24 protein-coding genes are annotated in these 20465 nt (G+C 61.1%); 16 read left to right on the forward strand and 8 right to left on the reverse strand.

Annotated features, from left to right (window positions below; genetic code table 11):
- Window position 1: 1 nt before the first annotated feature.
- From flhB to motA, 5 genes are read right to left on the reverse strand one after another with little or no spacing between them, the layout of a single operon-like run.
- Window positions 2–1090 carry a flagellar biosynthesis protein FlhB gene (gene flhB / locus D5400_RS05720; protein WP_126008514.1) on the reverse strand — a complete coding sequence of 363 codons (1089 nt, stop codon included), beginning with the start codon at window positions 1088–1090 and terminating at the stop codon, window positions 2–4.
- A 53-nt stretch (window positions 1091–1143) separates the two neighbouring features.
- Window positions 1144–2175 carry a flagellar motor switch protein FliG gene (locus D5400_RS05725; protein ID WP_126008516.1) on the reverse strand — a complete coding sequence of 344 codons (1032 nt, stop codon included), beginning with the start codon at window positions 2173–2175 and terminating at the stop codon, window positions 1144–1146.
- Window positions 2176–2203: 28 nt separating this feature from the next.
- Complete coding sequence (gene fliN / locus D5400_RS05730) at window positions 2204–2860, reverse strand: flagellar motor switch protein FliN (protein ID WP_126008518.1); 657 nt, start codon at window positions 2858–2860, stop codon at window positions 2204–2206.
- 31 nt (window positions 2861–2891) lie between these two features.
- Window positions 2892–3809, reverse strand: coding sequence for a FliM/FliN family flagellar motor switch protein (locus D5400_RS05735; RefSeq protein ID WP_164527806.1), 918 nt, complete (start codon window positions 3807–3809; stop codon window positions 2892–2894).
- A gap of 10 nt (window positions 3810–3819) precedes the next feature.
- Window positions 3820–4692: a flagellar motor stator protein MotA gene (gene motA, locus D5400_RS05740; RefSeq protein ID WP_126008522.1), complete on the reverse strand. Its 873-nt coding sequence runs from the start codon at window positions 4690–4692 to the stop codon at window positions 3820–3822.
- A gap of 204 nt (window positions 4693–4896) precedes the next feature.
- Here motA and D5400_RS05745 point away from each other — a divergent pair, with 204 nt between their 5' ends.
- From D5400_RS05745 to D5400_RS05820, 16 genes are all read left to right on the forward strand, one after another.
- The gene (locus D5400_RS05745; protein ID WP_126008523.1) at window positions 4897–5679 is read left to right on the forward strand and encodes a DUF1217 domain-containing protein; all 783 of its coding nucleotides are present in this window, start codon (window positions 4897–4899) and stop codon (window positions 5677–5679) included.
- A gap of 3 nt (window positions 5680–5682) precedes the next feature.
- Window positions 5683–6411, forward strand: a complete 729-nt coding sequence (flgF, locus tag D5400_RS05750; RefSeq protein ID WP_126008525.1) for a flagellar basal-body rod protein FlgF — start codon at window positions 5683–5685, stop codon at window positions 6409–6411.
- 57 nt (window positions 6412–6468) lie between these two features.
- Complete coding sequence (fliI, locus tag D5400_RS05755; RefSeq protein ID WP_126008527.1) at window positions 6469–7875, forward strand: flagellar protein export ATPase FliI; 1407 nt, start codon at window positions 6469–6471, stop codon at window positions 7873–7875.
- Window positions 7872–8423 carry a flagellar protein gene (locus D5400_RS05760; RefSeq protein WP_126008529.1) on the forward strand — a complete coding sequence of 184 codons (552 nt, stop codon included), beginning with the start codon at window positions 7872–7874 and terminating at the stop codon, window positions 8421–8423. The genes fliI and D5400_RS05760 overlap by 4 nt, the downstream gene beginning before the upstream one ends.
- Before the next feature lie 77 nt (window positions 8424–8500).
- A complete protein-coding gene (flgB, locus tag D5400_RS05765; protein ID WP_126008531.1) occupies window positions 8501–8881 on the forward strand; it encodes a flagellar basal body rod protein FlgB in 381 nt (126 codons plus the stop codon).
- 2 nt (window positions 8882–8883) lie between these two features.
- Window positions 8884–9303, forward strand: a complete 420-nt coding sequence (flgC, locus tag D5400_RS05770) for a flagellar basal body rod protein FlgC (protein WP_126012816.1) — start codon at window positions 8884–8886, stop codon at window positions 9301–9303.
- Window positions 9300–9650: a flagellar hook-basal body complex protein FliE gene (fliE, locus tag D5400_RS05775; RefSeq protein ID WP_126008533.1), complete on the forward strand. Its 351-nt coding sequence runs from the start codon at window positions 9300–9302 to the stop codon at window positions 9648–9650. Before flgC ends, fliE begins: the two co-directional genes overlap by 4 nt.
- 13 nt (window positions 9651–9663) lie before the next feature.
- Complete coding sequence (gene flgG, locus D5400_RS05780) at window positions 9664–10452, forward strand: flagellar basal-body rod protein FlgG (RefSeq protein ID WP_126008535.1); 789 nt, start codon at window positions 9664–9666, stop codon at window positions 10450–10452.
- Between the two features lie 28 nt (window positions 10453–10480).
- On the forward strand, window positions 10481–10960 hold the full coding sequence (flgA, locus tag D5400_RS05785) for a flagellar basal body P-ring formation chaperone FlgA (protein WP_126008537.1): 480 nt from the start codon (window positions 10481–10483) through the stop codon (window positions 10958–10960).
- A 29-nt stretch (window positions 10961–10989) separates the two neighbouring features.
- Window positions 10990–12090 carry a flagellar basal body P-ring protein FlgI gene (locus D5400_RS05790; RefSeq protein ID WP_126012819.1) on the forward strand — a complete coding sequence of 367 codons (1101 nt, stop codon included), beginning with the start codon at window positions 10990–10992 and terminating at the stop codon, window positions 12088–12090.
- A gap of 11 nt (window positions 12091–12101) precedes the next feature.
- The gene (locus D5400_RS05795; protein ID WP_425364911.1) at window positions 12102–12617 is read left to right on the forward strand and encodes a MotE family protein; all 516 of its coding nucleotides are present in this window, start codon (window positions 12102–12104) and stop codon (window positions 12615–12617) included.
- Entirely contained in the window at window positions 12614–13324 is a 711-nt protein-coding gene (gene flgH, locus D5400_RS05800) for a flagellar basal body L-ring protein FlgH (RefSeq protein WP_126008539.1), read from the forward strand. Before D5400_RS05795 ends, flgH begins: the two co-directional genes overlap by 4 nt.
- A 29-nt stretch (window positions 13325–13353) precedes the next feature.
- Window positions 13354–13839 (forward strand): flagellar basal body-associated FliL family protein, encoded by a 486-nt coding sequence (locus D5400_RS05805; RefSeq protein ID WP_126008541.1) that lies wholly within the window; start codon window positions 13354–13356, stop codon window positions 13837–13839.
- Window positions 13836–14573, forward strand: a complete 738-nt coding sequence (gene fliP / locus D5400_RS05810) for a flagellar type III secretion system pore protein FliP (RefSeq protein ID WP_126008543.1) — start codon at window positions 13836–13838, stop codon at window positions 14571–14573. The genes D5400_RS05805 and fliP overlap by 4 nt, the downstream gene beginning before the upstream one ends.
- Before the next feature lie 261 nt (window positions 14574–14834).
- Window positions 14835–15779 (forward strand): flagellin N-terminal helical domain-containing protein, encoded by a 945-nt coding sequence (locus D5400_RS05815; protein ID WP_126008545.1) that lies wholly within the window; start codon window positions 14835–14837, stop codon window positions 15777–15779.
- 276 nt (window positions 15780–16055) lie between these two features.
- Complete coding sequence (locus tag D5400_RS05820; protein ID WP_126008547.1) at window positions 16056–17003, forward strand: flagellin N-terminal helical domain-containing protein; 948 nt, start codon at window positions 16056–16058, stop codon at window positions 17001–17003.
- A gap of 92 nt (window positions 17004–17095) precedes the next feature.
- Here D5400_RS05820 and D5400_RS05825 read toward each other — a convergent pair whose 3' ends face one another.
- The 3 genes from D5400_RS05825 to pseH all read right to left on the reverse strand — a co-directional run bounded on the left by D5400_RS05825 (window position 17096) and on the right by pseH (window position 20419).
- Entirely contained in the window at window positions 17096–18733 is a 1638-nt protein-coding gene (locus tag D5400_RS05825; protein ID WP_126008549.1) for a tetratricopeptide repeat protein, read from the reverse strand.
- Between the two features lie 100 nt (window positions 18734–18833).
- On the reverse strand, window positions 18834–19883 hold the full coding sequence (pseI, locus tag D5400_RS05830; protein WP_126008551.1) for a pseudaminic acid synthase: 1050 nt from the start codon (window positions 19881–19883) through the stop codon (window positions 18834–18836).
- A gap of 35 nt (window positions 19884–19918) precedes the next feature.
- Window positions 19919–20419, reverse strand: a complete 501-nt coding sequence (gene pseH / locus D5400_RS05835) for a UDP-4-amino-4,6-dideoxy-N-acetyl-beta-L-altrosamine N-acetyltransferase (RefSeq protein ID WP_245451447.1) — start codon at window positions 20417–20419, stop codon at window positions 19919–19921.
- Between the last annotated feature and the right edge of the window lie 46 nt (window positions 20420–20465).

The following is a 20465-nucleotide window of genomic DNA, read 5'->3' on the forward strand; positions in this document are numbered from 1 at the left end:
GTTAACTGGCCTTGACTGGTTGCGACTGTGCGGGCTTGGCGTAGACCTGATGAATCAGCTCGGCGACGGCCCGGTAAAATTCCGTGGGTATGACACTATCCACGGAGACTTGCGCAAAGATGGAGCGGGCGAGCGGTGGCTCCTCGAAAATCGGGATGCCATGCTCTTGAGCAATCTCGCGAATTTTCAACGCGATGAGATCCTGACCCTTGGCGACGACTAGCGGTGCGCCGCCTTCCTCGCGGACATAGCGAAGCGCAACGGCATAATGCGTCGGGTTGGTGATGACGAGCGTCGCGCGGGGGACCGCGGCGATCATGCGCCGGCGTGCGCGGTCACGGGCAAGCGAGCGCTGCCGTGACTTGACGATCGGGTCGCCTTCGGACTGCTTGTATTCGTCCTTCACTTCCTGTCGCGTCATGCGCAGGTCGTTGTGCCAGTCGAAGCGCGTCCACAAGACGTCGACTGCCGCGATCGCTGCAGTGGCGATCAAAACGACGATGATGACCTTGCCGACCATGGCCCTCATCATGTCGAGGATCGTTGCGGGATCGGAGAACATGGCAGCCAGAACGCCGAAATAATCGTCGCTGAGCACGACACCGATGATCGACGAGACGACCAGAATCTTGAACAGCGACTTGGCGAATTCCACCATGCCCTTGACGCTGTAGATGCGCTTGATCCCCTTCATCAGGGAAATGCGTTCCATCTTTGGCTGGACGCGGTTCAGGACCGGACGTGGCATGTTCTGGAACACGGACGCCGCGATGCCGAAAGTGATCATCAAGACGAAGGCGGGCAGCAGCACCGCGCCGGATTCCATGAAGAGGTGCTGGAACAGGAAGACGGCGTCCTGACCGGTCGCTAGCGAAAGCTCTTCCGGCTTCTCGAAGACGTCGACAAGCGAACTGGTCAGACGCGCAGCGCCGGCCGGCAGGAAGAAAACAAAGAATATGAGGATTGCAAGGGCGGAACCGAAGAGCGGCAGTTCGCGGGAGAAGGGCACGTTGCCCTTGTCCATCGCATCGCGCAATTTCTTCTCTGACGGTTCTTCTGTTTTGCTGTCTTTATCCTGATCCTCAGCCATCATGGCTCCATGGTAGGAACGTCAGGAAGACATTGCGTCCCGGCAGTACCGCATCATGCGGCCTGTGGCGTATCCCTGCGTTCCTTTAGGACGATTCGGCCTGCCGCAGCCAGACGGATCGCTTCCTGGGCGATTGAGCGGCGGGCGACTTCCGTATCGCGCGGCGACCCACCGCCACCGGCAAGGTCCGCTTCGATCATGCGGCGCTGGCGTGCACCCAGTGAGCCGAGGACCGTTTCGCGAAGTTCCGGCCGTGTGTCGCGGAGAGCCGCAGTGATGAGATCGTTGGAGATGTCGTCGAACAGCATGACGCGGCTCTTGGAGGGCATTTCCAGGATATCTTCGAACAGGAAAATCTTGGGGCGAACGCGCTCGACGGCTTTGGTGCTGATCGAGCCCAGAGCGCCGAGAAGCGCGTCGACCTGCGGTTTCTCCAGTTCGTTCATGATGTCGGCGACCTTGTTGGTGCCGGTGGAATTGCGGTCGGCTTCGAGCGCCTCGACGAGATCGACGACCCGCTTGTGAATGATCTCGGCGATCTTCGGGTTCACCTCCTTCATGTTCACGGTGCGGTGCATGATGTCCGCGCGCTTTTCGTCCGGCAGCTGCAGGAGCGTCTTGGCGGCGAAGGCGGAGGGAAGTTGCGTGACGATATAGGCCACTGTCTGCGGGTGTTCGCGCGTCAGGAAGTTGCCGATGACGACAGGATCGGCGTCCTGAAGGCGGTCCCAGATCGATGTCTCGAGCGCCTGGAAGAACGTGCGCCGGCCGAGCAGACCGTCCACTTCGTCTGGCGGCAGGCCTTCTTCCAGAATGTCTTCCATGGCACGGGCATTATCCATCAGGCCGGTGCCCTCGGTGAAGAGGTCCTCGAACTCGCTGACCAGCACCTCCAGCTCGTCGGCCGGGATCGTGCGCAGTGTCTGCGCATTGGCGATGATCAGCTGAAGCTCTGACGAGGCAAAATATTTCAGGAGCTTGCCGGCAACCGGCTTGCCCATAGCGATCAGGATTGCGGCTGCTTTCTGCGCTTTGGTCAATGCGGGCGCGGGTTCGGCCTGAGCATATTCGGTGAACGCGTTCATCGCGCTTCCCTTCTCGCTTGATGTCGGTTTACTTCGATTTCTCAGTCATGACTTCGATCAGGCGAATGCCGAAACGGTTGTCATCACCGTCCAGCACCGTGATCTCGCCGCGGCCGAAATGGCGTCCATTCACTAGGATGTCGACCGGCTCGCCGATCTGGCGATCCAGCGCAATGAGCGAGCCTTCGGAAAGGTTCATCAGGCTCGCCACCGGCAGGCGGCTGGTGCCGAGAACGATCTGCATGTCGATCGGGATGTCCATGACCAGATCGTAATTGCCGGTCTCGGCCACGTTGTTGATCGCAGAGCCCGATTTCGCGCGGTGGCTGTCGCTCGTCCGGCGCGCAGGCTTTTCAGGCTCCGGCGCGAAGAGAGCTGCGGTCGGCTCATCGTCGAACAGAGGCGTCTCAGCACCAAACATTCCGTCGAGACTTGCGCCGGCAGGGCTTGCGTCGAAGGGGCTTGGCCCGTCGTCGAAGTCGCTGCCGAAATCGGCCGGGAAGGCCTTGCTCGGTCCTGTTGCGGCATTCGTCATTTCGCTGACACTCTCCAAATCCTCAGCCGACGACACGCCGTCGGTATCCTTGCGCAGCACTCCGCGCAGACCATCGATGGCCCGGTTCAATTCCTCATCGGAGCCATCGCCGCGCTCGATTTCGCGGTTCAATTCCGGCTGACCAGCCATTCCCATGTCTCCATCGACATATGCTGCCGCATCATGCGGTCAGTTCCTTCATCAAATCTTCTTCGCTGCCATGGCGCTCCTGGAGGCGCACCATGTAGCGTTCGCCGGACTTGCCGAGTTCGCACCAGAACAGGTCCTTGCCGTTGGCACGCAGAAGAACGCGGGTGTCCTTCGTATCGGCAAACGGGATGACCGAGCCCGGCTGAAGCCTGGCGACGGTTCCGAGCGAAAGTGGCACCAGACGAATGCGGGCCTCGAGCCCGACATTGGACTTCTGAACCTTTTCGCTCAGTTGCTCGGTCCAGTGTTTCGGCCGGGTGTCGATCTTCGCGGTGGCAGGTTCGGCGATCTTCGTCTTCAGAACCACCGCCTGAGGCACCATGGCGCGCAGCTTGAAGCTGGCCTTGCCGATCGTGACGCCCAGGACGAGAACTGCCGAGAAATCAGCGGACGAGGCATCGCTTTCGCGCTTGAGCGGGCCCTGGAACGGATTGGAGCAGATCGCCCGATCGCAGTTCGGGTAAACCGCCTTGCGCAGGGTCTCGGCAAAGGTTTCGAAGAGCAGCTTGGCGACGTCCTGTTCGATCTCCGACAGAGGACGCGATGCCGGCACGCCGTCGCTCTCGCCGCCGAGCAGCCGCTCGGTCATGGCGATGACGAAGGCTGAATCGACGGCAAGCAGCAGGTCCAGCGACCAGCCTTCGATCGTGGTCTCGCACAGAACATCCTGAGCACCGAATGTCGCAGCCATGTCGGCCCGCACACCCTGCGGCGCGGTTTCGGGAACGACCGACACCGCAACGCTGGTTGCCTGCAGCAGGGCTTCCGCCAGGCGATCGGCGGTTGCCTTGCCGATGGCCGCCATCTGCGCCTCGATGACCGATGCCTCGCCGAGGCGCCCGGTCATGCGGGCCAGAAGTGCGGTATCCATGGGTTTGGTGACGGCCATGCCCATTGTCTCAGGCTGCCTTCGCGTCGCCGCCGGGGTTCATCATTTCCTGCTCAACGGCATCGATCGAAGGACGCTCGTAGGCAGAGATCGTCTTGCGGCCGTGCTCGAGCGCAACCTGAGGAACCGAGCCGTTCATGTAGGCGAGCAGGGTCTGCTTGACGATGACGTAAAGGCGGTTCTGCTTTTCGCGAACGATCTTGATGTTGGTCGCGATCGGGCCCAGCACGTTGTAGGACAGGAAGATGCCGAGGAAGGTGCCGACGAGTGCCGCGCCGATCAGACCGCCGAGGATTTCCGGAGACTGGTCGATGGCGCCCATGGCCTTGATGACGCCGAGAACGGCGGCGATGATGCCGATGGCGGGGCAGGCGTCGGAAACAGTCGTCATGGAATGGTAAGGCTTCATGCGGTCGCGCACGATCGTCTGGATTTCCTCGTCCATCAGCGCTTCGATCTCGTGGGGACGCGCATTGCCGATGATGATGAGGCGGACATAGTCGCAGATGAATGCGGTGAGGTCCTTGTTGGCCAGTACCGTCGGCGCAGCCTTAAACAGCTCGGACTCTTCCGGGTTGTCGATGTGGCTTTCGATCTCGTTGCGCGACTTGGCGCGCAGGTCGCGCATCAGCGTATAGAGCACGCCGAGCGTATCGAGATATTCGCGCTGCTTCGGAACCTTGTAGCGCAGTGCCTCGCCGATGGCCTTGCCCGTGTCCTTAATGGTCTTCACGGGGTTCGCCATGATGAAGGCGCCCAGCGCCGCACCGCCGATGATGACGAGCTCGAAGGGCTGCATCAACACCTCGAGGTGTCCACCCATGGCCATGAAGCCACCGAGGATGGAACCGAATGTGAGGATGAGGCCGATAAGGATGTTCATGAACTCTCTCGCGCAGCTGGCGTGGTATCAATCTGACTACGCACCGGGGCTTGCGTGAAGCTGGTTGCTCGGCTGTTCATTAGCAATCGATTAACACGCCAGGCGATCATCAAGCCTCGCGCAAGCCAGCCGACCTATCGCTCGCACTCAGGGTGCTGAACTGCGCGGGCCCTCTCGCGCCGACGAGCGGGGGTCTCTCAAAGAATGACCACGACATTCACCAGCTATCGACTGCTGGCTTCCGATCTGCCGCGTTCGATCGCGCGCGTTTCGGAGGAACCCCTCGTTGCGCGCGAAACCGCCTATTTCCGTGAGACTGTCGGCAACATCAAATCGATCGACGAATTCATGGCGGACGACCGTGTCTATCGCTATGCGCTGAAGGCGCACGGGCTGGAGGACATGACCTATGCCAAAGCGTTCATTCGCAAGGTTCTGACCGAAGGCGTCGCCAACGACGATAGCTTCGCCAACAAGCTGGCCGACACGCGCTACAAGGAATTTGCGCAGGCGTTCAATTTCGAGACGCATGGCGCCGCCGCAACCAGCTTCGACGCGGCGCAGCAGAAGACCATCGACAAATATATGCGCCAGACGCTCGAAGAGAGCGCTGGTGCCGACAACAACGGCGTGCGGCTCGCGCTCTACTTCGAGCGCATGGCGCCGCGGCTGGAGAACACCTACGAGATCCTGGCGGACGAAGCGCTCGCGGAAGTCGTGCGCACGTCGCTCAACCTGCCGGACGAGTTCGCCGCAACCGACATCGACAAGCAGGCGGCCTATTTCGAAGACCAGTTCAGTCTGGCGGATTTCAAGGATCCCGCAAGGCTCGGCGATTTCATCGACCGGTTCACGACCCTTTGGGAAATGAAGAACCCATCGCAGGGGACGCTCGATACGTCCGCTCTTTTCGGCACGCAGGGCGCCGCGGGCATTTCGCCCGATCTTCTCCTGTCCATCAACACACTCAAGCTCGGAGGACGGTGATCCATGGATACCGCTCTTTACGTCTCGCTGTCGTCTCAGATCGCGCTCGAGCGGCGCCTGACGACGCTCTCGGACAACGTCGCCAACTCCAACACGGTCGGCTTTCGCGCCACCGAAGTGAAGTTCGAGGAACTGGTCGACAATCGTCGCCCTGCCGACGTCACCTTCGTGTCCTCGGGCGAAAACTACCTCTCCACGCGCAATGGCGGTTTGCAGCAGACGGGCAGTGCGCTCGATTTCGCCGTGCAGGGCGATGCCTGGTTCTCCATCGAGACACCCGCCGGCCCGGCGCTGACGCGCGACGGCCGTTTCACGATGACGGAGGATGGTGCGCTCGTGACGTTGAATGGCTATCCAGTGCTCGATCCGGGCGGCGCTGCCATCCAGCTCGATGCTGCGGGCGGCGAACCGGAAGTTTCGCGCGACGGCGCGCTTCGCCAGAACGGCGTGCAGCTTGCCGCACTCGGGCTCTTCACCTTCAATCCTGCCAATGGCTACAGCCGGCACGACAACAGCGCGATCCTGCCCAATGGCGAGCCGGAAGCTGTCGTCGATCGCTTCGACGTGGGCGTCGTGCAGGGCTTCATCGAAAAGTCCAACGTCAACGCCGTTTCGGAGATGACCCAGCTCATCATGGTCACGCGTCAGTTCGAGAACGTGTCCGCGCTCGTGCGAGATGCCGAACGGATCAAGCAGGACGCTATCCGCACGCTTGGCGGCAGCAACACCTAGAGCAACTTCGCGTTTCCCGGAAACGTCCAGTCAGCGTGAGGCCGGACAGAAAGCGACATGAGCGTGCACTCCCATTCGCACCGATCCGAGAAGCTGGATGCGCTCGCCAAGGTCGCACGTAAATTCGCCGAGCCGAGCGAAGCCATTCGCTATGGCGGCTATGTCCAGTCGATCGCGGCCGGCCATTACACCGTGTCCGGCCTTTCGCGTCATGTCCGGCTTGGCGAATTCGTGGTTCACCGAAGCCAGAGCGGCGACCATCTGGGCGAAGTCGTCAAGGTGGATACGGATACGGTCGTTGTCTGCCCGATCGAGGCTGGGGAGCCGATCGGTGTCAATGAAACGGTTTTCAGCCGCGGTGCCTTCAAGGTCGCTCCGGACCAGTCCTGGTGCGGGCGCACGATCAATGCCATGGGCCAGCCGATCGATGGCGGCCCTGAACTGGTACCCGGCGCCAAGCGGCGCTCCGTCGTCAGCCAGCCGCCGCCGTCGATGAGCCGCCAGCGCGTCGAGACGCCGCTTCGCACGGGTGTGCGCGCCATCGACATCTTCTCGCCGATTTGTCTGGGTCAGCGTTTGGGCGTCTTCGCCGGATCTGGTGTCGGCAAATCGACGCTGCTCTCGATGATCGCGCGGGCGAGCGCCTTCGATCGGGTTGTCATCTCACTCGTCGGCGAGCGCGGCCGCGAAGTGCGGGAATTCATCGAAGACACGCTCGGCGACAATCTGGCAAAGAGCGTTGTCGTCGTTGCCACGAGCGATGAGTCGCCGATGCTTCGCCGGCTTGCACCGCTGACCGCCATGACTGTTGCCGAGTATTTTCGCGACGCCGGGCAGAACGTGCTGATGATCGTCGACAGCGTGACTCGTTTTGCCCATGCGGTGCGGGAAGTGGGCATCGCATCCGGCGAGGCGCCCATCGCGCGCGGCTACCCGGCCTCCGTCTTCACCGAGCTGCCGAAGCTTCTGGAACGGGCAGGGCCAGGCGGGCGGGACGCGGGTTCGATCACGGCGATCGTGTCGATCCTCGTCGATGGTGACAATCACAACGATCCGGTTGCGGATGCGACACGCGGCATTCTCGATGGCCACATCGTGCTCAGCCGTACGCTTGCGGAAGAGGGGCGCTATCCGCCAATCGATCCGCTTGCCTCCATCTCCCGTCTCGCCCGCAAGGCCTGGGCCGGTGACGAGGAAAAGCTCGTCACGCGGCTCAAGGCATTGATCCATCGTTTCGAGGAAACCCGCGACCTGCGCCTCATCGGCGGCTATCGCCCGGGAACCGACGCGGACATGGACATGGCCGTGAAGCAGGTGCCGGTCGTCTACGAGGTTCTGCGCCAGGGTCCCGACGATCCGCCAGCAGCCGACGCATTCGACGACCTGGCCCACGAAATGAAGAAGGCAGCCGGCCTCATCCAACCCGGCACTCCGCAGTCAGAGCCAAGCAAGGGACGCAAATGAGCGACGAACAGGACATCTTCTTCGACGATACCTTGCCGCGCGAGCCGCTTCTCAAGCGCCTGCTGAACGTCGATACCGCGATCGTCGGTGGCGGCATCGCTCTGGCCGTCGGCGCGGCGTTCTTCCCCTGGTACGTTTTCTTCCATCAGGAATCCTTCGGCGTGCGCCCGATGACCTATTCGACCGACCGGCCGCTGTCGGACTGGCCCGGCACCGGGATGATGAGCGCGTCGCCGATCGTGCTGGAAGGCGAGCCGGCCGGCGAGGGCGAGTTCGATATGCTGATGACGGCCACCGTGCCCGAGCCGCCGATCGAGGAAGAGCCCGCCGCAGCGGCAGCCGATCCGCTCGACCAGCCATTTCCGGGATCCAACGCCTTCCGCCTTTTGCATGTGGCGAATGGCCGGGCACTGATCGAGGATTCTGCAGGCATGTACATGGTGCAGATCGGCTCGGTGCTGCCTGACAACAGCCGGCTTGCAAGGCTCGAGCGGCGCGACGGCACCTGGGTGATCGTGACGTCGGAAGGCGCGGTGATCGAGCGCTGAGGTCTCTCACAAGTCTGACGCAAGATTGAAAGCCTAGGTTCGGTCATCCAAGCGGAACGATCCAGCGGAGACCCGGCATGGAGCCCATTCAACTTTTCGATCTTGCGTCCAGACAGGCCCACTGGCTTTCGGTCCGCCAGACCGTCGTGGCGGGAAACATCGCCAACGCCAATACACCCGGCTACGCCGCGCGCGAAGTAGCGCCCTTCGAGGACGTGCTGAAGGAGACGGGAAACCGCATGGCGGCCACGCACCCGGCCCACTTCATCGAGGACGAGATGCGCAACTCTGTCTCCTCCACGACCGTCAAGGACGGCGTCGAAGTTCAGGTTTCGGGTAATTCCGTGACCCTGGCAGACGAGCTTCGCAAGACCGGCGAGATCAAGCGGAACATGGAGCTTAGCACCAACCTCGTGCGGACGTTCCACCGCATGATGCTGCAGACGGTGCGCGCATGACGATCGATCCGCTGACCGCATCGCTTCGGATCGCAGCATCCGGGCTTGAGGCGCAGACGACGCGGCTTCGCGTGGTTTCCGAAAACCTCGCCAACGCACAGTCCACGTCCAGCCTGCCGGGTGGAGATCCCTACCGGCGCAAGATCGTCGACTTCAACGCCGAACTCGACCGCGTCTCGGGCGCATCGCTCGTGAATGTCGGCTCGGTCGACGAGGACACGAGCGATTTCACCGTGGAATACGATCCCGGCAACAAGGCCGCCGACGAGAACGGCATGGTCAAGAAGCCGAACGTCAACGTGCTGATCGAAATGGCCGACATGCGTGAGGCCAACCGGGCGTACGAATCCAATCTTCAGACGATCAAACAAACGCGAGAGCTGATTTCGATGACAATCGACCTGTTGAGAGCCTCGCAATGATCGGCGGCATCCAGAACGTTTCGGCGCTGTCGTTCACGCGCGCCATGGAAGGCGCATCGGAAACCGGCAGCAGTTCGTCCATCCTGCAGATGCCGCTTACGGGCCAGATGCAGGGCGTTGCGCCGGCCAGCGGCGATTTCGGCGCGACTCTCGCCAGCATGGCGACCGACATGGTCGGCAGCCTGCGCGGCGCCGAGCAGGCCTCCCTCGACGGAATCAACGGCCAGGCCGACATGCGCGAAGTGGTGGATGCGGTGATGACGGCGGAGCAGACGCTCCAGACGGCGATCGCCATCCGCGACAAGATCGTGACCGCCTACCTCGAAGTCAGCCGAATGCAGATTTAAGGACGTCCAGACCATGAAAGCTCTCGCCATCGCTGCGACCGGCATGAATGCCCAGCAACTGAACCTGGAAGTCATCGCCAACAACATCGCCAACATCAACACGACGGGCTTCAAGCGCTCGCGCGCTGAATTCTCCGATCTGCTTTATCAGGTCGAGCGGCAGCAGGGCGTGCCGAACCGGGCGGACTCCGCCGTGGTTCCGGAAGGTGCCTATATTGGCCTCGGCGTTCAGACCACTGCCGTGCGCAACCTGCACATCCAGGGGTCGCTGGTCACGACAGGCAACAATCTCGATCTCGCCCTGATCGGCCGCGGCTGGTTCCAGGTCGAGACTGCCGAGGGCGACACGCTCTATACGCGCTCGGGTGCCTTCAACACCAACGCCCAGGGAGAACTGGTGACAGCTGATGGTTATCGCATCCAGCCGGCAATCGTCGTGCCGCAGAATGCGAGCGAGATCGTCGTCAGCAGGTCCGGCCAGGTCTTCGCCCGTGTCGAGAACCAGGTCGACCTGCAGGAGCTTGGCCAGCTGGAGCTTTCGAACTTCGTCAACGAAGCGGGGCTTGAGCCGCTCGGTGAGAACCTGTTCCGCGAAACGCCTGCATCGGGCGCCGCCATCGTTGGCGCTCCCGACGATGCCGGCTTCGCGCGCATCCAGCAGGGATATCTCGAAGCTTCGAACGTCGATCCGGTGAAGGAGATCACCGACCTCATCTCGGCGCAGCGCGCCTATGAGATGAATTCGAAGATCATTCAGGCTGCTGACGAAATGGCGTCGGTGGTGTCGCAAGGCATCCGCTAGCGGAACTTTAGGATTGAGGCGGACGCTCATGATGGCTCTTCGCACGCACATGGTCTCGTTCAAGATGCTGACGGCGGCGCTTGCCGTTGCGGCCGGCTTAACGGTTCCCGCCAAGGCAAGCGGGCCCGTAGCCGTCGTCCCAAACGAAGTGGTCTATCCAGGCCAGGAAATCGACATCGCGCTGATGCGCGAAGTCGAGGTCACCAATCCGAACATCCGCGCCGATTACATCTCGTCGATGGCCGAACTCGAAGGCGCCGTGGCGCGCCGCACGCTTCTACCGGGCCGGGTCATCCCGACGTCAGCCGTTCGCGCATCCTATGCAGTCGAACGCGGGCAACCGGTAAAGCTGGTCTATTCCAGTGGCGGCCTCGTCATCACTGCCTCCGGCAGCCCCCTGAAATCCGCGGCGATCGGCGACTTCATTCAGGTGCGAAATCTCGAAAGCGGAAGCACCGTTTCGGGCACCGTGATGGCGAACGGGACCGTGCAGGTCATCGCGCAATGAAATCCTCGATATCCGGCCGCTTCGTCATCATGCTTGCCGCATCACTGGTGATGCTTTCGGGCGGCCTCATCGGCAGCGCTGACGCCAACTCGCGCATCAAGGACATCGCGCAGGTTCAGAGTGCGCGTGACAATCAGCTGATCGGCTATGGATTGGTCGTCGGGCTTCAGGGCACCGGCGATGGGCTGCGTGCTTCTCCCTTCACCGAACAATCGCTGCGCGCGATGCTGCAGAATCTCGGCATCTCGACCGATGGTCGTTCAACGAACGCCAATAATGTCGCGGCCGTGATGGTGACGGCAACGCTGCCGCCCTTCGCAAGCGCGGGCTCCCGAGTTGACGTCACGGTCAGTTCGCTCGGCGACGCCACCTCCCTGCGCGGCGGAACGCTGGTGATGACCTCGCTTTCCGGTGCCGATGGCCAGATCTACGCTGTGGCCCAGGGCAGCGTGGTCGTCTCCGGATTCCAGGCCGAAGGCCAGGCGCAGCAATTGACCCAGGGTGTGACGACTGCCGGTCGCGTGCCGAATGGCGCGATCATCGAGCGTGAAGTAGGCGCCCAGTTCGAGGCGGCCGATCACCTCGTGTTCCAGCTGCGCAATCCCGATTTCGGCACAGCCGTCGCTGTGGCCGATGTCGTCAATGCCTATACGAGCCAGCGCTATGGCGTCGCGACTGCCGATGCGCGCGACAGCACCGAAATCACCGTTCGCAAGCCGGCCAATGCAGGTGCGCTGACCCGCTTTCTTGCAGAGATCGAAGGCCTGACCGTCGTGCCTGACGCGCCGGCGCGCGTCGTGGTCAACGAGAAGACCGGGACGATCGTGATCGGGCACGATGTGCGCATTTCGCCGGTGGCCGTCAGCTACGGGACACTGACCGTGCGCGTCAACGAAACGCCGACGATCGTCCAGCCGCTGCCATTTTCCGACGGCGTGACGGCGGAAGAGCCGAACACTGACATCTATGCCGACGTCGAAGGCGGGCAGGTTGCCATCCTTGACGGACCGAACCTGCAGGCGCTCGTTTCCGGCCTCAACGGCATCGGCGTCAAGCCCGACGGCATCATTTCCATTCTCCAAGGCATCAAATCAGCCGGAGCACTTCAGGCGGAGCTTGTATTGCAATGAGCATGAAACGCATGGCATTCGCCTGTCTCGGCTTCAACGCCTGCGCCGTCGGCGCTTTCTTGATCGCGCTGCCGCTTTCGATGAGCGGCGCCAACGCGCAAGGCAATATCGACCCTGCAATCAGCGCGGATATCGAGGCCTATTGCACCAACATTGCGGATGCTGCCCGTGATCGTCGCTACCTGCTGCAGAAGCAGGAGCTCGACACGCTGCAGGCGGGTATCGACGAGCGCATCGGGGTGCTCGAGGAGCGCCGTGCCGAGTATGAAGACTGGCTGAAGCGTCGAAACGACTTCCTGCAGCAGGCAGAGCAGGGGCTTATCGACATCTACAAGGGCATGCGGCCTGATGCGGCTGCGGAGCGCCTCGAGAACGTCAATGCCGAGATTGCTGCGGCAATCATCATGAAGCTCAGCCCGCGCATCGCCAGCCAGATCCTCAACGAGATGGACAGCCAGGTCGCTGCCGCACTCACCTCCGTGATCGCAAGTGCTGCGGATGAAACAACGTCGAGAAACCCATCATGATGCGCCGACTGACCCTCATCGCGACGCTCGCGCTTCTCGCTGGCTGCAACTCGCAGACCTTCAACGAGATCGGTCGGGCGCCGGCCATGAGCCCGGTGGGGGCCGGCCTGAACTATGGGCAGACACCACAGATGGCGCTTTATCCAAAGCAGCCCTATACGACCAATCGAAGCTTCTCCATCTGGCAGGACAGCCAGAGCACGCTGTTCAAGGATGCACGCGCGATCAATATCGGCGACATCCTCACTGTCGACATCGCCATCAACGACCGTGCCGCATTCGATAACGAGACCGAGCGCAGCCGCACCAACCGAAGCGGCATCGGGTTCGGGGGCAGCTATAATTTGTTTGGCGGCACCGGATCGGGTGAGGCCGACGTCGATTTCGGCTCGAACACTGCCACCAATGGATCTGGTTCCACGGCGCGTTCCGAGCAACTGCGCCTCAGCGTTGCGGCCGTGGTGACGGGCATTCTCGAAAACGGAAACCTCGTCATCAGCGGCTCGCAAGAGGTGCGCGTCAATCAGGAGCTTCGCATCCTGAATATTGCGGGGATAGCGCGTCCGCGCGATGTCGACGCGTTCAACCGAATCTCATATGAAAAGATCGCCGAAGCACGCATCTCCTATGGTGGTCGTGGCCGGCTGACCGAGGTTCAGCAGCCTCCGGTCGGTCAGCAGTTCGTCGATATCTATTCGCCGATCTGACGACGGCGGGAACGGGCGGCGGGGGTGACATGACGACACCTGAAGATACGGGCAGTGCGCCTAAGAAACCTTCGGCAATCATTACGATCGCTGTGGTTCTGGCTTTGTCTGCCGTTGCAGCCGGCGGAGGCTGGTTCGTCGGCGGCATGCTCGCACCGCAGGTGGAGGCTGCCGTGCAACCTGCCGAGGCTGAAGCCCATGGCGGCGAGGCAGAGGGCGAAGCACACGCGGTACCGAAAGTGGTGGCGCTCGATGCCATCACCACAAATCTTGCCTATCCGTCCGAGAATTGGATCCGCCTCGAAGTCTCACTGGTGTTCGCCGAAATGGCGGACGAAGCGATGGCGCAGACGATCCATCAGGATATCATCGCCTATCTGCGCACGGTTTCGCTGCAGCAGATCGAAGGCGCTCGCGGTTTCCAGCATCTCAAAGAAGACCTGACCGAACGGGCAGCGTTGCGCTCGCAAGGTAAGGTCGCCAGCCTCATGTTCAGGACCTTCGTGATCGAATGAACCGATTGCTCATAGCTGGCTTCGCCATGATGGCGTTGATGGCCAGCGCCCAGGCCCAGGGGATCGATCCCGGTCTGTTCGAGACGCCCGTCGACGGGTCCGTCGCGAGCTGGATCATTCGTACCTTCGGACTTATCACCGTCCTGTCGGTCGCGCCTGGCATCCTGATCATGGTGACCAGCTTTCCGCGATTGATCATCGCCTTTGCGATCCTGCGCGCGGGCATGGGACTGCAGACGACGCCGGCGAACCTCATCCTCGTGTCACTCGCGCTCTTCATGACCTTCTACATCATGGCGCCCACCTTCGACCGCGCCTGGTCGGAAGGCGTCCAGCCGCTGATGGAGAACGAGATCGACGAGACGGAGGCCATCGCGCGCATTTCCGATCCGTTCCGCGACTTCATGATGGCAAACACGCGCGACCAGGATCTCAATCTGTTCATCGATATCGCGACGGAGCGTGGTCAGACGGTCGAAACGGATGGCGAGATCGATCTGCGCGTGCTGACGCCTGCCTTCATGATCTCGGAGATCCGCCGTGGCTTCGAGATCGGCTTCCTCATCGTGCTGCCGTTCCTCGTGATCGATCTGGTCGTCGCGACGATCACCATGTCGATGGGCATGATGATGCTGCCGCCGACGGCAATTTCGCTGCCGTTCAAAATCCTGTTCTTCGTCTTGATCGACGGCTGGAACCTGCTCGTTGGTTCCCTGGTGCGCTCTTTCGTTTGAACGCGCTGCAAGCAGATCATCTATCTTAGCTACCCCTTAACCATGATGCGGGTTATCGCCTGCTGAACGCCTGCCGAACGCGCGGTTCGGGGGGTCGATTAAGTGTTTGGAAAGCGGCCTCGGCGAAGTTGATCTCAACATGGCGGGTTCGCTTCTGACCGAGGTCTAAGCAGAGTGGCATGAAGCCTAAACCGCCATCGCCGGTAATCTCTTGCAGTCCGGTATGTCCCTGAAAAGTATCTAGTCCAAGGGATTACACCTATGTCGAGCCTTCTTACGAACACCTCTGCGATGTCTGCTCTGCAGACGCTGCGTTCGATCAATTCCGAAATGTCCACGACCCAGGGCCGCATCTCGTCGGGCATGAAAGTCGGCGAAGCTTCCGACAACGCCGCTTACTGGTCGATCGCAACCACCATGCGTTCGGACAACAAGGCACTCTCGTCGGTTCAGGACGCACTCGGCCTCGGCGCTGCCAAGATCGATACCGCTTATACTGGTATGAACGCCGCCATCGAAGTCGTTGACGAAATCAAGACCAAGCTGGTTGCAGCTTCCGAACCGGGCGTCGACAAGGCCAAGGTTCAGAAGGAAATCACGCAGCTCCAAGAGCAGCTGACCAGCCTGACCAAGTCCTCGTCGTTCAACGGCGAAAACTGGCTCTATCACGACGATAACAACACCGCTTCCACGAAGTCGGTCGTTGGTTCGTTCAACCGTGACGCCAGCAACAATGTCAGCCTGACGACACTCGACATCGACACGACCACGACGTCACTGATCGAAGTCAATGCTTCAGGCGCTTACGTTGCTTCCGGCAATGGTCTTCTGTCCAACGACCTGACTTACACCACTGCCAGCGGCGCTTCCGCATCGCTGAGCGGCGTGAACGTCATGAACCTCGACATCACAGACATGTCGGCTGGTGATCTTTCGAACGCTCTGTCGGGCGTCGACTCGGTTCTCCAGAGCATGACCGATGCCGCTGCCGATCTCGGTGCCGTAAAGAAGCGCGTCGAGATGCAAAACGACTTCGTGTCCGACCTGAAGACTTCCATCAACAGCGGTATCGGCCGCCTCGTGGATGCCGACATGAACGAAGAGTCCACCCGCCTCCGCGCTCTGCAGACACAGCAGCAGCTTGGTATCCAGGCACTCTCGATTGCCAACTCGCAGTCGCAGAACATCCTGCAGCTCTTCGGCTAAAAACAAACTTGAGGTTCCGGGCGGAGACGTCCGGAACCCACCAATCCTTCAGAGCGCCGTGGTCCAGTTGGGCCACGGCGTTTTTGCGTTTGGGCTCGTCGCTCCAATGGTAAATGTTCAGGGCCGTATGTTAGCATTGCATTAACCTAAATAGATTGTAATCCTCCTCACAGACGAAACGTCGCCGAGTCATTCGCCGACACGCATGAAGCCTTTCGTCTCGCACATGACGCGCTTTCATTTTGTATCAGTCACGCGATAAAGGGCTTTACCCACATGACGAGTCTCCTCACCAACAGCGCAGCCATGGGCGCGCTGCAGACGCTGCGCTCCATCAATTCTGACATGGAAACGACGCAGAACCGTATTTCTTCGGGCATGAAGGTTCAGACGGCCGGCGACAATGCCGCCTACTGGTCGATTGCCACGACCATGCGCTCGGACAACAAGGCGCTCTCGACCGTTCAGGATGCACTCGGCCTCGGCGCTGCCAAAGTCGATACCGCATACACGGGTCTGAACGCTGCGATCGAAGTCGTCGACGAAATCAAGGCGAAGCTGGTCGCGGCTTCGGAGCCGGGCGTCGACAAGAACAAGATCCAGAAGGAAATCACGCAGCTTCAGGATCAGCTGAAGAGCGTCGTCGGCTCAGCATCGTTCTCGGGCGAAAACTGGCTGTCGCACAGCGCTGACAACGTCGCCGGCACCAAGTCCATCGTCGGCTCGTTCAACCGCGACTCGCAAAACAACGTCTCCATTACCAAGCTCGATGTAGACACGACCGCGACTTCGCTGATCGAGACCAACGCATCGGGCGGCTACGTCGCTTCCGGCACCGGCCTTCTTTCCAACGATCTGCGCTACATCAACGCTTCGGGCGCTTCCGCTGCGATCTCTGGCGTTTCGGTCCTGTCTCTCGACATTTCCGCCATGACAGCCGGTGCTCTCAGCAACGCACTTTCGGGCGTTGACGCTGTCCTGCAGTCGATGACGGATGCCGCGGCCGACCTCGGTGCTGTCAAGAGCCGCATCGAAATGCAGGAAGACTTCGTCGCCAATCTGATGGACTCCATCGATAGCGGTATCGGCCGTCTCGTCGACGCCGACATGAACGAAGAGTCCACCCGTCTGCGGGCCCTTCAAACGCAGCAGCAGCTCGGCATTCAGTCGCTGTCGATCGCGAACTCGAACTCGCAGAACATCCTGCAGCTCTTCCAGGGCTAATAGCCGCCTCCGGTTCGCGCCGGGCGCTCCAAATAAGAACCCCGGGATCCGATGGATCCCGGGGTTTTTCCGTTGAAGGCTGAATGTGTGCGTCAAGCGCGCGGATAGGACTGGCTCCAGTCGATCTTTCGCCCGGAAATGCTCTTCTCTTCTGCCCAAGTCGCGATCGGCTCCCAATTGAACAGGATCGCCTTCATCAGTTCGATCGGTTCGTCGGGATTGGTCGGCATGTAGCGCGTTGCGGGGTGCCATGGCATGCCGTCGGTTCCAAGTCGCGTTCGGCTGTGCTCAGGGCCGAACAGCAGAGTAGGTACGCCCAGGCCAGCGGAAAGCTCGGCGGTGGCCGTCCCAGCGGAGATGACGAGGTCACAGGCGCCCGCAAGCAGGGCCGCTCCGGCAAGATCGTTCATTTGGTCGATGGAGGTAAACTGCGTGACGGGAAGGCCCAATTCCTGCATCAGCGCGACTTCATCGGCGCACTGATCGTACTGAAGACAGATGAAACCGCTTTTCCCGAGAAGCTTCAGAGCTGCGATGTGCTCGGCGCGCAGATAGTTCTTGTCCCGGTGCAGGTTGCGAAGGCTCGAGCGCCAACAAAGACCGATGACCGGCTGATCGGGTCGCGCATTCATGGCTTCGCGGACGTTGTTTTCGACTTCCGGACTGCGCTTCAGAAACGGCTTTGCCTTCGTCTTCAAGGCCTCGACAGACGGGCGAAGGAACCGCGGAAGAGAGCCGAGCGGAGTCTCGAAATCAAATTCGGCATAGAGCGCAGAGGTGCGGTTGGCCGCCGGCACGACCGGTCGAACAGTGATGTCCGGAAAGGACGGAAGGAACAGCGGGACCAGCTTGGCCGTGCATTCGAATGTCACGTCGGCGCCGATTTCGACGAGGTCCGTAAGCAGCCCGGCGAAGCGGATCTCGTCGCCAACACCTTGCTCGCGCCAGACTAGGATCTTCTTGCCTTCCAGCGCTTCGCCCTGCCACCGAGGAATGTCGAACAACCGGCGCTCGGATGGAAAGTCGCTGATTTTCCATCGAACATCGTAATTATCGAAGGCATCCGGCAGCTTGCCGGCTGCCATCTGGTGAAGGGAGAGGTGCCAGCGAGCCACGTCGCAGTTCGGATCGCGCGCCAGGATCGCTTCCTGGATCGCCATCGCCTTGTTGAAGTTCCCGCGATCTTCTTCGATGATTCCTGCGACCGTCTGAATCGAGGCCCAGATCTTCACGTCCGAATTGCGCCAGGCCGCGATCAGTTCCAGCGCCTGGTCGGGATATCCGGCGGCGACGAGGCAGTCGATCCAGATATGGTCGACCGTTGCTTTCTCTTCATCGGTCGTGGCCAGTGCCCGTATCTGGGGATAATGCTCCGCGACATAGGCATGATTGGCGGCCTTGGATGCTGCGGTAAGCCTGTTGATCAGCAGCCGGTGCGGCGGCGAGGGGAAAAGAGCGATAGCCTGATCGAAAAGGGTTTCGGCGGTTTTGTAACGCCGCTCGTGCAGTGCCTTCGTGGCTTCGGTCGTAAGCTCGACCGCCTTTTTCGTCGCCTTGCGCTCTGCCTTGGATGCCGGAGCTGCCTTGAAAGCAGACCTTGCTGCCTGGCCGTGGGTCTTCGCGGCAACCGCGGCCAGCAATGCCTGCGCGCCCTTCATTCGGGCCGTTAGCTGGTCCTCGGCGGGCTTCAATTTGCCGCTTTGGCCAAGGGCAGGCTTGGAGTTCGCCATTGTGCGATCCTCTGCTGGAATGGTTTCCGTCGAGGATGCCTTGTCGCAGGCCTATGTTGTGCGAGCCTTGTCGGCGCAAGCGCTGGTTCTGGTGGAAGGCCTAAAGGTCGTCCAGCGTCAGGCGTTCACCCTTGCCAATCGCACGCCGCGCCGGTTTCCCGAGGAGGCCAGCGAAATGGCGCGGCTCGAGGCTTGTGCCGGGGCGGCAGATCTTGAGATTGGCTCTGGAGAAGATTTCGCCCTCCTGGATGTCCTGCGACGGATAGATCGACTGGCGAAATGCCCGCGAGTTCTTCTCGTTCTCGGTGCCGCCGTAATGAACCGTGCCGCGCGAAAGCCAAGCGCGCCGGGTCTCCTCCTTGAGAAGCTTCATTTCCCATGGCTCGAGCGAGAAGGCGGAATCGACGCCCCCTTCCGCACGAGACAGTGTGAAATGCTTTTCGATCACCGTGGCTCCATGCACGACGGCGGCGACGGCGACGCCGGTGCCGGCCGTATGATCCGACAGGCCGACCTGCACGCCGAAGCGGCGGGCCATGTCCGGTATGGTCATCAGATTGGCGTCGGAGGCATCGGCGGGGTACTGGCTCGTGCATTTCAACAGGACAATGTCGTTCGCGCCTGCGCTGCGTGCCGTGGTAACGGCTTCCTCGATCTCGTCGATCGTTCCCATGCCGGTCGACATGATCAGCGGCTTGCCGGTGGCCGCGGCCTTGGCGATCAGCGGCAGGTGAGTGAGCTCGAAGCTCGCGATCTTGAACATCGGTACGCCGAGACTGTCCAGAAAGTCGACGGCTGTTTCATCGAACGGCGTGGAGAAGGCCATGACGCCATGCTCTGCGGCCGCGGCAAAGAGATCGGCATGCCATTCCCACGGCGTATGGGCTTCCTGATAGAGATCGTGCAGCCTGCGCCCATTCCAGAGGCTCTTGTCGTCGCGGATGACGAAATCGTCCAGATCGCTGTCCAGGGTCAGGGTATCGGCCGTGTAGGTCTGAAATTTCAGACAATCGACGCCGCACTGAGCCGCCGCGCGCACGATTTCCAGCGCACGCTCCTTCGACCCGTTATGATTGCCGGACATTTCGGCGATGATAAACGGCTCGGCGTCCTGGCCGATCAGGCGATCTGCAATCTTGATGCTGGACATTAGAACCTCGTGCGCAAGACAGGAGAGAACGCCGTCTAGCGCGGTGCGGTCGCGCGAAGCTTACCACTCGCTGCCGGGCGCATGCTTTTCCACTCGTGGTGAAGGATGGCGAGACGCACGACGTCGACGAATGCTTCTTCCCGCCGATGGTGTTGGCGGAAGATGCCTTCGATTGAGAAACCGAATTTCTGGTGAAGCTTTATCACCGGCTCGTTGAACGCCAGGACTTCGCAGCTGAGTTTGTGGAGGCCCAACTGCTCGAACGCAAAATCAAGCGCAGCAAACTCCATCCGCGATCCCGTTCCGCGTGGCGCATCGGTCGCCGCATAGAACGCCCAGACGGCGTTCCGGTCGCTTTGCGACACCTGTGAAAACGAGACTACCCCCAGCGGTCGTCCACTCATCTCGAAGATGAGATCATGCCGATCTCTGGTGTCGCGCATCCTCCGCCACCAAGCCCGGTGTTCCTCGGCGCTGATCTCATGGCTGGTATACATGTTCCTGCGTACGGTAGGCGCATTGCGCCACACCAGCACTTGGTCGAGATCATCGTCCGACATAGCCCTGAGGGTCCCCGGTCCG

Origin of the sequence: Georhizobium profundi (assembly GCF_003952725.1) — a bacterium.
Lineage (GTDB): Bacteria > Pseudomonadota > Alphaproteobacteria > Rhizobiales > Rhizobiaceae > Georhizobium > Georhizobium profundi.